General features: G+C 74.5%; 7 protein-coding genes. 5 read left to right on the top strand and 2 right to left on the bottom strand.

Annotated elements, in window-relative coordinates:
• Window positions 1–20: 20 nt before the first annotated feature.
• Together Apa02nite_RS49000 and Apa02nite_RS48995 are read left to right on the top strand one after the other, a co-directional pair.
• Window positions 21–1,454 (top strand): class I adenylate-forming enzyme family protein, encoded by a 1,434-nt coding sequence (locus tag Apa02nite_RS49000; RefSeq protein WP_203831279.1) that lies wholly within the window; start codon window positions 21–23, stop codon window positions 1,452–1,454.
• On the top strand, window positions 1,451–2,359 hold the full coding sequence (locus tag Apa02nite_RS48995) for an ACP S-malonyltransferase (protein WP_203831278.1): 909 nt from the start codon (window positions 1,451–1,453) through the stop codon (window positions 2,357–2,359). The genes Apa02nite_RS49000 and Apa02nite_RS48995 overlap by 4 nt, the downstream gene beginning before the upstream one ends.
• 32 nt (window positions 2,360–2,391) lie before the next feature.
• Here Apa02nite_RS48995 and Apa02nite_RS48990 read toward each other — a convergent pair whose 3' ends face one another.
• Window positions 2,392–4,056 carry a flavin monoamine oxidase family protein gene (locus Apa02nite_RS48990; RefSeq protein WP_239165113.1) on the bottom strand — a complete coding sequence of 555 codons (1,665 nt, stop codon included), beginning with the start codon at window positions 4,054–4,056 and terminating at the stop codon, window positions 2,392–2,394.
• Complete coding sequence (locus tag Apa02nite_RS48985) at window positions 4,053–4,847, bottom strand: carbon-nitrogen hydrolase family protein (protein WP_203831277.1); 795 nt, start codon at window positions 4,845–4,847, stop codon at window positions 4,053–4,055. The genes Apa02nite_RS48990 and Apa02nite_RS48985 overlap by 4 nt, the downstream gene beginning before the upstream one ends.
• Window positions 4,848–5,027: 180 nt before the next feature.
• On the opposite strand from Apa02nite_RS48985, the gene Apa02nite_RS48980 reads away from it, so the two are divergent.
• The 3 genes from Apa02nite_RS48980 to Apa02nite_RS48970 all read left to right on the top strand — a co-directional run.
• A complete protein-coding gene (locus Apa02nite_RS48980; protein WP_203831276.1) occupies window positions 5,028–5,528 on the top strand; it encodes a PH domain-containing protein in 501 nt (166 codons plus the stop codon).
• The gene (locus Apa02nite_RS48975; protein WP_203831275.1) at window positions 5,525–7,066 is read left to right on the top strand and encodes a PH domain-containing protein; all 1,542 of its coding nucleotides are present in this window, start codon (window positions 5,525–5,527) and stop codon (window positions 7,064–7,066) included. The genes Apa02nite_RS48980 and Apa02nite_RS48975 overlap by 4 nt, the downstream gene beginning before the upstream one ends.
• A gap of 87 nt (window positions 7,067–7,153) precedes the next feature.
• A partial coding sequence (locus Apa02nite_RS48970) for a type I polyketide synthase (protein WP_275412921.1) occupies window positions 7,154–12,885 on the top strand: 5,732 nt, incomplete at its 3' end.

The following is a 12,885-nucleotide window of genomic DNA, read 5'->3' as shown; positions in this document are numbered from 1 at the left end:
GCGGAAGGACCTTTAGTCCGATGACGGCCACAGTGTTCGCGTCCGACTCCGCCCAGCCGCTCGCCGAGCTGGAACGCACCGCCGCCCGCGTCGCCGAGGTGCTCGCCGGCCTCGGGGTCCGGCCCGGCACCCGGGTGCTGTTCAAGGCGGACAACTCGGCCGGCTGGGTCACCGTGCTGCTCGGCCTGGCCCGCGCCGGCGCCTCCATCGTGCTGCTCGACCACCAGGACAAGGCCGAGGAGACCACTCGCGTGCACCGGCTGACCGGCGCCGAACTGGCGATCGTCGACGACGACGCCGTGCCACCGGCCGAGGGCCGCACGGTCTACGTCTACCAGCTGCTGGCCGCCGCCGCGGCCCGCACCGGCCCGGCCCTGGACGGCCCGCTCGACCTGGACGTCTGGCGGGCACTGCCGGACGGCCTGATCATGTGGTCCTCGGGCTCGACCGGCACCCCCAAGGGCATCGTCAAGACCGGCGCCCGGTTCCTGGACAACCTGCGCCGCAACGCCGAGCACATGGGTCACCGCCGCGACGACGTGCTACTGCCGCTGCTGCCGTTCTCCCACCAGTACGGCCTGTCGATGGTCCTGATCGCGTGGCTGGTGCGGTGCTCGCTGGTCATCGCCCCGTACCGGCGGCCGGACCGGGCGCTGCGGATGGCCGGGCAGACCGGTGCCACCGTGCTGGACGCGACACCGGCGACCTACCGTACCCTCGCGAATTTGGTCGATCGGCGGCCCGGCGCGCCCGGCGGCGATCTGCGTACCGTGCGATTGTTCTGCAGCGGCGCCGCGCCGCTCGATCCCACCGTGACCGCCCGTTACCTCGCGCTGTTCGGCAAACCGCTGCTGGACAGCTACGGCAGCACCGAACTCGGCAACGTCGCGTTCGCCACCGAGGACAACCCGGTCGCCACCGGACAGCCGGTCGACGGCATGGGCGTGCGCATCGTCGGCGACGACGGCGAGCCGCTCGGCGCCGGCGAGATCGGTGAGATCGAGGTCGACTCCCCGGATCTGATGGAGGGCTACCTCGACGCGGACGGCCAGGTGGACCCGGCGCCGCGCACCTGGCGGCGCACCGGCGACCTGGGCCGGCTCGACGAGCACGGCAACCTCGAGGTCGCCGGGCGCAAACTGGCGGTGCGCCGGTTCGGCTACACCCTCTACCCCGAGCTGATCGAGGCCCGGCTGGCGACCGCGGGCTGCTCGACCAAGGTGATCGCCACCCCGGACGAGCGCCGCGGCAGCTCTCTGACCTTCTTCGTGGAGGACGAGACCGGCGCGGACGTGGCCCGGTGGCGCGAGCAGATCTGCGCGGTGCTGCCCGCCTACGAACAGCCCAACCGGGTGGTCGTGCTGGACCGGCTGCCGCTCAACCGCAACGGCAAACCCGACCGGGCCGCGCTGGAACGGGCCGCGCTGCAACTGCCGGCCGAGGTGCCGGCATGAGCGACGCGATCGTCTTTCCCGCACTGTCGCCGGTGCGGCGCAAGGACCTCGGCACCTTCCTGCAGATCCATCCGTACGCCCGGCAGCGCCTGGCCGAGGCCGACGACGTGCTCGGCTACCACCTGAGCGACGCGCTGGCCGACGCCCCCGCCGACGACGACTACGCCGCCCCGGTCCAGGTGGCGGTGCTCGTCGCCTGCCTGGCGCTGGCCGAGTGGGCGCAGCGTGAACACGGCGCCACCCCGGCGTACTGCGCCGGCCCCAGCTTCGGCGAGCGGGCCGCGCTGGCCTACACCGGCGCGCTGGCGCTGGCCGACACGGTGCGCCTGGTCGACGAGATCGCCCGCGCTGAGAAGGACTACTTCGCCACCGAGCACCGCGACGTCGTCACGCACTCGTTCACCCGGGTGCCGCCGGACCGGCTCGACGAGCTGCTGGCTGGCCTGGACTGGCACGACGTCTCCGGCCGGCTGGACACCGACTTCCACATGGTGTCGCTGCGCGAGACCGCGCTGGACGGCTTCAAGGCGTCGATCAGCGCGGCCGGCGGCTACTCGCTCTACACGATGCGCCCGCCGGCGCACGCGTCGCTGTTCACCGGGGTCCGCGCCCGGATGCAGCAGGTCTACGCCCGGTACACCCTGGCGGCCCCGCGCATCCCGATCGTGTCGTATCAGGACGGCGCGCTGCTGACCGACCCGGTGGCGCTGCGCACCGCGCTGCTCGACGGGTTCGTGCGCCCGATCCGCTGGCTCGACACCGTCCGTGGCCTGCGCGAGCAGGGCGTCGATCGGCTCTGGGTGGCCGGGCCGGACACGATGTTCTCCCGGCTGCGCAGCACGGTGGACACCTTCGCCGTCGAGCTCTGCGACCTGCGCCGGGTGCTGGTGCGCCCGCGCCGCTGACCGCCCGCCCGCGACCGATCGGCCCCGTCCCGTCATCCGCTCGGCAGGTCGATCGGTGCGATCGCGTCGAACGCGTCGCCCGGGCCCGGGTTCGTCGCGGGCGTGGCGCCGCCGAGGTGGTTCAGCACGCCCCACACCGCGTTGAGTGCGGTGGTCACCGCGCCCTCGGCGAAGCCGCCGGTCCACGACACGTCGTCGCCGGCCAGGAACAGCCCGCGCTGGGCCGCGGGCAGGTCGCGCTGCATGAAGTGGGTGAACAGCCGGCGCTGGTAGCGGTACTGGCCGGGCAGGTTGGCCTTGAACGCGCCCTGGAAATGCGGCTCGGTCTCCCAGGTCACCGCGACCGGCGGGGCGATGATCCGGCCACCGATGTCCACGCCCGGATAGACGCGGCGCAGGTGGCGCAGCATCACGTCGAGGCGCTCGCCCGCCGGCAACGCGGCCGTCTTGAGCGAGTCGTCGTTCCACGTGTAGGACAGGCACATCACGCCCGGCTCGCCCGGTTCGCCGTCGAACAGGTAGACGCCGCGCGGGGCGCGGTCGGTGAGCGTCATGCCCATCACCGGCAGGCCGGTGCGCTCGTCGCGGTCGGTCCAGAACGGGCGGTCGACCAGCGCGAACAGCTTCGACCCGCCCATGTAGTGGGTGCGCTCCACCGCGGTCCACACGTCGGCCGGCAGCAGATCCTCGGCGGTGTCGATGCGGTTGAGCAGCAGGCGTACCTGCGGGGTGACGACCGCCGCGGCGAAGTCGGCGCCACCGTCCGCGGTCGCCACCCGGATCCCCTCGGCACTGCGGGAGAGCCGGGAGACCGCCGGGCGGAAGCCCTCCGGGTGCAGCGACGCCAGCGACGTGCCGGCCGGCCAGTGCGCCATGGTGTCCGGCGCGTGTGACCAGAGCCGCAGCGGCAGCTGCTGGGCGCCGCCGACCAGGCTCAGGTGCCGGTCGTCGGCCGCGGTGTAGACCACCCGCAGGATCTCCAGCATCGAGTTGGGGAAGTCGGTGTCCCAGCCGCCGGTGCCGAACCCGACCTGGCCGAAGATCTCCCGGTGCCGGAACGACGCGAAGCTCGGCGACGACGACAGGAAACCGTAGAACGACTGGTCGTCGAGCAGCGGCACGAGCCGGTTCCAGAGCGCCTTGAGCGTCACGGTGTCGCGGCGGCGGATCGCGGACTCCATCGCGGTGAAGTCGGCGCCCTCCTCGAGGACCTTGGCCCAGGCGTCGCCGACCTCCTGGTACACCGACGGCAGGTCGTCGCTGCGGTGCGCGCTACGCCGGTCGCCGTTGACGTCCACCACGGTGTGCGGCGTGGCCGCGGTCAGCGGGTTCGGGAACGGCCGGGTGCCGATGCCGACCAGGTCGACGTAGTGGAACAGCGTGGTGGCCGACGGCGGGAACCGCATCGCGCCCAGCTCGGCGACGGTGCCGGGATGGCCCTCGAAGCTGACCGAGCGCATCCGGCCGCCGAGCTGCTCGGCCTCGAAGACCACCGGGCGCAGCCCCAGCCGCATCAGCTCGTACGCGGCGACCAGCCCGGCGACACCGCCGCCGACCACCGCGACCGGGGTACCGAGCCGGTCGGCGGGCACCGCGCCCAGCCCGTCCGGATGGGCCAGCCACCGGTCGTAGCCGAACGGGAAGTCCGGGCCGAACATGGTCACCGGTGGCGCGGTGATCTCGGCGAACGTGGTCAACGGACCGGTCCGTACAGCTCCGGGCGCCGGTCGACCAGATACGGCGTGACCTGCCGGGCGGCCAGCATCACCGCCGGGTCCACGTCGGCGAACAACAGCGTCTCGGTGTCGCCCTCTCCGGCGCCGCGCGCGGTGCCGTCCGGCGCGAGCACCCGGCTCAGCCCGCAGTAGCCGTCCGGGCCGTCGCTGTACCAGTTCACGTACGCGACGAACAGCTGACTCTCGAAGGCCCGGGCCGGCACCAGGGTGCGCGCGACGACCTCCCAGGGCCGTGCCAGCGCCGTCGGCACCACCAGCAGCTCCGTGCCGGCCAGCGCGTGCGCCCGGACCGTCTCGGGGAACTCGACGTCGTAGCAGACCAGCAGGCCGACGGTGAGCGGGCCCAGCCGCGCCTGCACCACGAGCTCGTCTCCGGCGGTGAACACCGCACGGTCACCCTCGCCGTACAGGTGAGTCTTGCGGTAGACGGTGGCCGTACCGGCGGCGTCGACCAGCCGGACGCTGTTGTGGATCCGGTCGCCGTCACGCTCGGGCCAGCCGTAGACGATCGCGACACCGGCACGGGCGGCGATCTCGGCGACGGCGTCGGCCAGCGGCCCGCCGGCCGGCTCGGCCAGCTCCGCGGTCCGGGCCCGGCCCAGGTGATACCCGGTCGCCGACATCTCCGGCGTGATCAGCAGCGTGGCGCCGCCGTGCGCCGCGTCCGCGGCGACCGTGCCCAGCCGGACCAGGAAGGCGTCGCGGTGCGCCCGGCCGGGCACCCATGCGGGCTGCCAGCACGCGACACGCATTGTCCCTGCAGTTTCCGAAGCATTCACCGGTCGTTTATCCCCGCATTTCGAGCAGGCGCTGTGACGTGGCCTGCGAATTGCTATCTGCGGCCCCGGAAATCGGCAACCCCTATCCGGCCGCAGCACCCCAGTGCGCAATCCCACAACGGCCGGAAATTGTCCGGCCCCTATGCTGGCCGGGTGTCCGACCACGACCCGCCACAGCTGCGCCGTCCCCGTCACCGGCTGGAACGACGCGTCCTCGGCTGGTGGAGCGTGCAGGCCGCCGTCGTGGTGCTGCCGCCGGTCGCGGTGCTCACCCTGCTGACCGCGCTGATCCCGCCGGCCCGCACCTGGCTGGGGCTCAGCCTCGGCATCGTCGCCGGGCTCGGGCTGGCCTATCTGCTGGTGATGCCGATCTGGCGCTACCGGGTGCACCGCTGGGAGACCACCGACGAGGCGGTCTACGCGGTCTCCGGCTGGTTCTGGCAGCGCTCCCGCATCGCACCGGTGGCCCGGCTGCAGACCGTGGACACGGTGAGCGGGCCGATCCAGCGGCTGTTCGGGCTGACCGGGCTGGTGGTGACGACCGCCTCGGCAGCCGGGCCGATCCGCATCCAGGGCCTCGACCGCACGCTCGCCCAGCAGCTGGCCGAAACCCTTGCCGGCCGCGCGCAGGCCACCCCCGGAGACGGGCAGTGACCACGCCGGACCCGGCGCAGCAGTGGCAGCGGCTGCACCCGCGGATGGTCGCGATCAGCCTCACCTGGCTGATCCCGCCGCTCGGCTCGATCCTGCTCACCCTGCTGCTCACCGGCGGCACCCTCGACCTCGCCGCGGTGATCACCCTCGGCTCGATCCTGCTCAGCTTCCTGGTCATCGCGGCGGCCTTCGCGGTCCGGCTGGCCACCACCCGCTACCGGATCACCGCGGACCGGGTGGAGATGCGCTCCGGGGCGTTCCTGCGGCGCTTCCGCACCATTCCCCGCGACCGGATCCGTACCGTCGACGTGACCGCCACCCCGCTGCACCGGCTGCTCGGGTTGCGCGCGGTCCGGTTCAGCACCGGCGAGCACGTGGCCGGTGACGGCCGGCACCTGACCCTGGACGGCGTGACCGTCGCGCGCGCCGACGAGTTGCGCCGGCTCGCCCAGGACGCGACCGGCGGGGACGCCGCGCTCGCCGTGCTGACCTGGCGCTGGCTGCGCTACGCCCCGCTCACGCTCTGGGGCGTCGCCGGCGTCGGTGTCGTGGTCGGCGGCTTCGCCCGGCTGCTCGACTCGCTGAAGATCAACCCGGCTGAGGTCGGTGTGCTGCGCGACCTGTGGTTCACCCTGGCCGATCTGCCGCTGGCCCTCGCGATCGTCCTGCCGATCCTGGTGGTGCTGCTGCTCGGCGCGCTGACCTCGGTGGCCACCTTCGTCGAGACCTGGTGGGACTACCGCCTGCAGCACGCCGGCGCGGGCACGTTCCGGCTGCACCGCGGCCTGTTCAGCACCCGGTCGGTGTGGCTCGACCGCGACCGGCTGCGCGGGGTGCAGCTCACCGAACCGCTGCCGCTGCGCTGGGCCCACGGCGCCCGGCTCAACGCGGTGGCCACCGGGCTGGGCAGCGCCGACGACCGGCCGACGTCGATGAAGAGCGCCCTGCTGCCGCCGGCCTCCCGGGCCGAGGCCGAGCGGGTCGCCACCGCCGTGCTCGGCGAACGACCGGACCTGCTGGCCGGGCTGACCCTGACCGGGGCACCCCGCGCCGCGCTGCGCCGGCGGATCACCTGGGCCCTCGCCGCCGTCGCGGTGCTCGAGGCGCCGCTGGTGATCCTCGGTCTGCTGCTCACCGACGTGCTGCTGCACCTCGCCTGGATCAGCGCCCTGGTGCTGCTGCCGGTGGCGCTGGCCGCGGCGGTCGACGCCTACCGCAACCTCGGCTCCGGGCTGCTCGGCCGCTACCTGGTCACCCGCTGCGGCACGTACGCCCGGCGCACCGTGCTGCTGGACCGCTCCGGCATCCTCGGCTGGGGCATCAACCGCTCGAGCGCCCAGCGCCGCGCCGGGCTGGCCACCCTGGTCGCCCTGGTGCCCGCCGGCCGCGGCGGCTACAAGATCCGCGACGTGGCCCTCGCCGACGGTCTCGCGCTCATTCGCGCGGCCACCCCGGGAATGCTCGAACCCTTTCTCGGCGACGAATTCCCGCCCGTGCCCGAACCGGTCGAAGAAAACGCCGTGAGCATCACCCCCTAGGGGTGCCGCAGGGGCTCTGCCGCGAAAGCGCCGCCACTTAACCTCGCGCGAAAGTGTGTTCTGCTTCGCCGAAATGGTGGTCGCGTTATGACAGGTTCGAACGAGCTGCGGGACCGCCTGGCCACCCTGGCGCCCGCCGACGCCCGGCGGATGCTCACCGACCTGGTGACCGAGCTGGCCGCGGCCGCGCTGCGCCGCCCAGCCGGTGAACCCGTCGCGGCCGGCGGCACGTTCTTCGAGTCCGGCTTCGACTCGCTGACCGCCGTCGAACTGCACAGCCGGCTGACCGCGGCGACCGGTCTCGCGCTGCCGGTCACCCTCGCGTTCGACCACCCGACGCCGGCCGCGCTCGCCCGCCACCTGCACACGGAGCTGCTCGACCTGGCGCCCGAACCGGACGGCACCGGCGACGGGCCCGGCGATCCGAGCGAGCCGATCGCGATCGTCGGCATGGCCTGCCGGTTCCCCGGCGGCACCGGCACACCCGAGGCGCTCTGGCAGCTCGTCGCGACCGGCACCGACGCGATCGGCGAGTTCCCGGCCGACCGCGGCTGGGACCTCGCCGCGCTCTACGACGCCGACCCCGAGCACCCCGGCACCACGTACACCCGGCACGGCGGTTTCCTCTACGACGCCGCCGGGTTCGACGCCGGTTTCTTCGGCATCAGTCCCCGCGAGGCGCTGGCCATGGACGCCCAGCAGCGCCTGGTCCTGGAGACCTCGTGGGAGGCGCTGGAACGCGCCGGCATCGCCCCGGAGACCCTGCGCGACCAGCGCGTCGGCGTGTTCGTCGGTGCGGAGGCCCAGGAGTACGGCCCGCGCCTGCAGGACGCCGCCGACGGCCTGGAGGGCTACCTGGTCACCGGCAACGCGGCGAGCGTCGCCTCCGGCCGCGTCTCCTACACCCTCGGCCTGCAGGGCCCGGCCCTGACCGTCGACACCGCCTGCTCGTCGTCGCTGGTCGCCCTGCACCTGGCCGCGCAGGCGGTACGCCAGGGCGAGGCCACCATGGCGCTGGCCGGTGGTGTCGCCGTGATGGCGAGCCCCGCGTCCTTCCTGGCCTTCTCCCGGCAGCGCGGCCTCGCCCCGGACGGCCGGTGCAAACCGTTCGCGGCCGGCGCCGACGGCACCGCCTGGGCCGAGGGTGTCGGCATGCTGCTGGTCGAGCGGCTCTCCACGGCGCGGGCCGCCGGCCGCCGGGTGCTCGCGGTGATCCGCGGCTCGGCGGTCAACCAGGACGGCGCCTCCAACGGGCTGACCGCACCCCACGGCCCGTCGCAGCAGCGCGTGATCCGCCAGGCGCTCGCCAACGCCGGGCTCACCGCGCAGGACGTGGACGCCGTCGAGGCGCACGGCACCGGCACGACCCTGGGCGACCCGATCGAGGCGCAGGCGCTGCTGGCCACGTACGGCCGCGACCGCACCGGCGATCCGCTGTGGCTCGGCTCGCTCAAGTCGAACATCGGTCACGCCCAGGCTGCGGCCGGGGTCGGCGGCGTGATCAAAATGGTCCACGCGATGCGGCACGGCGTGCTGCCGGCGACGCTGCACGTCGACGAGCCCACCCCGCACGTCGACTGGACCGCCGGCGCCGTCCGGCTGCTGACCGAGGCGCAGCCCTGGCCCGGCACCGGCCGGCCACGGCGCGCGGCGGTCTCCTCGTTCGGCATGAGCGGCACCAACGCCCACGTGATCCTGGAAGCGCCGGACGAGGCGGAGCACCCGGCCACCGGGGACGTGCCGTCGACCGTCGTATTGACGCTGTCCGGGCGTACCCCCAAAGCTCTTGCCGCGCAAGCGGCGGCCCTGCTGGACCGCCTCGGTGAGCCGGACGCCGGCCTGGCGGACCTGGGCTGGTCGCTGGCCAGTGCCCGCACGCACTTCGCGCACCGGGCCGTCGTGCTCGGCGCCGACCGTGACGAGTTGGCCCGGGGACTCGCCGCGCTGGCCGCCGGCGACCCGTCCGCCACGGTGATCACCGGGACCGTGGCCGAGGGCCGCACCGCGTTGCTGTTCACCGGGCAGGGCTCGCAGCGTGTGGCGATGGGCCGCGAGCTGTGCGCCCGCGAACCGGTCTTCGCGGCCGCCTTCGACGAGGCCGCCTGGTACCTCGACATCCAGCTCGACCGGCCGCTGCGCGAGGCGCTGGCCGACGAGGACCTGCTTGCCCGCACCGAGTACGCCCAGCCGGCCATCTTCGCCGTGCAGGTGGGCCTGCTCGCCCTGGTGCGGCACCGGGGCATCACCGCGGACGTGCTCGCCGGGCACTCGATCGGGGAGATCGCCGCGGCGTACGCTGCCGGGGTTTTGTCGCTTGCCGACGCCGCCGCCCTGGTCGGCGCGCGCGGCCGCCTCATGCAAGCGTTGCCGCCCGGCGGCTCGATGCTCGCCGTGCGCGCCGGTGAGGACGAGGTCCGCGCCGCGTTCCCGGACCTGGACATCGCCGCGGTCAACGGCCCGGCGGCGGTGGTGGTCTCCGGTACCGACGCGGACCTGGCGGTCGTCGCCGGGCACGGCTGGACCACCACCCGGCTGCGGACCAGTCACGCCTTCCACTCCCGGCTGATGGCGCCGATGCTCGACGAGTTCCGCCGGCTGCTGCGCTTCCTCACCTTCCGCGAACCGACGGTGCCGGTCGTCTCCACGGTCACCGGCCGGCCGGTCGGCCCGGGGGAGTGGACCGACCCCGAGTACTGGGTGCGGCACGTGCTGCACACCGTCCGGTTCGCCGACGCGCTCGAAGCCCTCGCCGGCGTGACCCGGTTCGTGGAGCTGGGCCCGGACGCGGTGCTGTCCGCGCTGGTGCCCGGCGCGGTGCCGCTGCTGCGCCGCGGCCACGACGAGCACCAGACGGTGGCCGCCGCGCTCGCCGCCCTGCACACCCGGGGCGCCCCGGTCGACTGGCGGGCGCTGTACCCACACGCCCACCTGGTGGACCTGCCTACCTATGCCTTCCAGCGCGAGCACTACTGGCTGGACAGCGCCCCGGCCCGCCCGGCCGGCGCCGACACGCTGTTCTGGGCGGCCGTCGACCGGGCCGACCCCGGCGCGCTCGCCGCCGAACTGGGCGTCGACACCGAGGACGTCGCCGGGGTGCTGCCCGCGCTGGCGTCCTGGCGCGAACGCGGCAAGTCCCGCTCGCTCGTCGACGGCTGGCGCTACCGGGTCACCTGGCGCCCGGCCGCCGACCCGGCCCCGGCCGGGCTCACCGGCACCTGGGCGGTGGCCGGCGACGACGGGCACGACCTCGCCGGCGTGCTGACCGGGCTGGGCGCCACCGTGGTGCCCGTGGCGGATGCCCGGACCGGCGTGATCGCCGCGCCGTCCTCGCTCACCGAGGCGCTGCACCTGATCCAGGACCTGATCGCGGCCGGCCGCGACGTGCCGCTGTGGCTGGTCACCCGGGGTGCGGTCCGCACCGGGCCGGCCGACGGCGCCCCCGACGTGGACCAGGCCGCCCTGTGGGGCCTCGGCCGGGTGCTCGGCCTCGAACACCCCGGCCTCTGGGGCGGCCTGCTGGACCTGCCGGAGACCGTCGACGCCCGCGCCACGGCCCGCATCGGCGCCGTCCTGGCGGGCGCGCTCGGCGCCGAGGACCAGATCGCGGTGCGCGGCGGCGGCATCCTGCTGCGCCGGCTCACCCCGGCGCCCGCCACGTCCGGGCGGACCTGGCAGCCGCGCGGCACCGTCCTGATCACCGGCGGCACCGGCGGGCTCGGCGCGCAGGTCGCCCGCTGGGCCGCCGCGCACGGCGCCGACCGGCTGGTGCTGGTCTCGCGGCGCGGCCCGGACGCGCCGGGCGCCGCCGACCTGCTCGCCGCGCTGCCGCACGCCGAGATCCACGCGTGCGACCTGGCCGACCGGGACGCCGTCGCGGCCCTGCTGGCGGCGGTCGGCCCGCTCGACGCGGTGGTGCACGCCGCCGGGATCGGCGAGGACGCCACCCTCGCCGACGCGGACGACGACCACCTGCGCCGGGTCGTCGCCGGCAAGGTGGACGGCGCCCGGCACCTGGACGACCTCGCCGGCGACGTCGGCGCGTTCGTAGTGTTCTCCTCCATCTCCGGCGTCTGGGGCAGCCGCGGCCAGGCCGCCTACGGCGCCGCGAACGCCGCCCTCGACGCCCTCGTCGAGCGCCGCCGCGCCCAGGGCCGGCCGGGCACCGCACTGGCCTGGGGACCCTGGGACCGGATCGGCATGGCCGCCGACCAGCACGAGACCGCCACCCTGCGCCGGCAGGGCCTGCTCGCCCTGCCACCGGAGCAGGCCGTCGCCGCGCTGGCCGCCGCGGTCGGGGCCGGCGACACCGCCATCACCCTCGCCGACGTGCGCTGGGATGACTTCGTACCGCTGTTCGCCGCGGCCCGCGAGCGCCCGCTGCTCGCCGCGCTCACCACGGCACCGGCCGCCGCCGGCACCGTGTTCTCCACCTTCGGTCAGCGGCTGCTCGGCCTCGCCGCACCCGAACGCGTACGACTGGTCGCCGACGTGGTGCGCACCCACGTCGCCGCGGTGCTGGGCCACGCCTCCACCAACGCCATCACGCCCGGCCGGGCCTTCAAAGAACTGGGCTTCGACTCGCTGACCGCGGTCGAACTGCGTACCCGGCTGAACGCCGCGACCGGGCTCACGCTGCCGGCCACGCTCGCGTTCGACCATCCGAGCGTGGAACAGCTCGCCGCCTACGTGCAGCAGCAGCTCGCCGGCACCCTGCCGGAGCAGGTCACCGCGCCGACCGGCGTGACCACCGACGACCCGATCGTCATCGTGGGCATGGGTATCCGGTTCCCCGGGGGCGCGGACACCCCCGAGGCGCTCTGGGAGCTGCTCGCCGCGGGCGCCGACACGATCGGGGAGTTCCCCGCCGACCGCGGCTGGGACCTGGACACGCTGTTCCACCCGGACCCGGATCACGCCGGTACGTCGTACGCCCGCGAGGGCGGCTTCCTGCACGGCGCCGCCGACTTCGACGCGGCCCTGTTCGGCATCTCGCCGCGCGAGGCCCTCGCGATGGACCCGCAGCAGCGGCTGCTGCTGGAAACGTCGTGGGAGGCGTTCGAACGGGCCGGGATCGACCCGCTGAGCCTGCGCGGCCAGCAGATCGGCGTGTTCGCCGGCTCCAACGGCCAGGACTACGCCACCCACCGCCACGACGTGCCCAGCGACCTGGAGGGCTACCTCGGCACCGGCACCGCCGGCAGCGTCGTCTCCGGCCGGGTCTCCTACGCGTTCGGCCTGGAGGGCCCGGCCGTCACCGTCGACACCGCCTGCTCGTCGTCGCTGGTCGCGCTACACCTCGCCGTGCAGGCGCTGCGCTCCGGCGAGTGCACGATGGCCCTGGTCGGCGGCGTCACCGTGATGTCCACCCCGGACGCCTTCGTCGACTTCAGCCGCCAGCGCGGCCTGGCCACCGACGGCCGCTGCAAGTCGTTCGCCGCCGCTGCCGACGGCACGGCTTGGGGCGAGGGCGCGGGGATGCTGCTGGTCGAGCGTCTTTCCGCGGCGCGAGCTGCCGGTCGGTCCATCCTTGCCGTGGTACGGGGAACAGCGGTCAACCAGGACGGCGCCTCCAACGGGCTCACCGCGCCGAACGGTCCCGCGCAGCAGCGGGTGATCCGTCAAGCTCTGGCCAACGCGGGGCTGAGTGCCGCTGATGTAGACGCGGTGGAAGCACACGGCACCGGCACCGCCCTGGGTGACCCGATCGAGGCGCAGGCGCTGCTGGCCACCTACGGCCAGGACCGTTCCGGCGGGCCGCTGTGGCTGGGCTCGATCAAGTCGAACATCGGTCACACCCAGGCCGCCGCCGGTGTCGCCGG

Source organism: Actinoplanes palleronii, assembly GCF_016862315.1.
GTDB classification, from domain to species: domain Bacteria; phylum Actinomycetota; class Actinomycetes; order Mycobacteriales; family Micromonosporaceae; genus Actinoplanes; species Actinoplanes palleronii.
Note: the sequence above shows the minus strand (reverse complement) of the source record. Positions and strands in the feature narration are given on the sequence as shown.

Bases quoted from the DNA above. Each gene is read 5' to 3' on its own strand.
- Apa02nite_RS48985 (WP_203831277.1), bottom strand. From the start codon at position 4,847: ATGCGTGTCGCGTGCTGGCAGCCCGCATGGGTGCCCGGCCGGGCGCAC.
- Apa02nite_RS48995 (WP_203831278.1), top strand. From the start codon at position 1,451: ATGAGCGACGCGATCGTCTTTCCCGCACTGTCGCCGGTGCGGCGCAAG.
- Apa02nite_RS49000 (WP_203831279.1), top strand. From the start codon at position 21: ATGACGGCCACAGTGTTCGCGTCCGACTCCGCCCAGCCGCTCGCCGAG.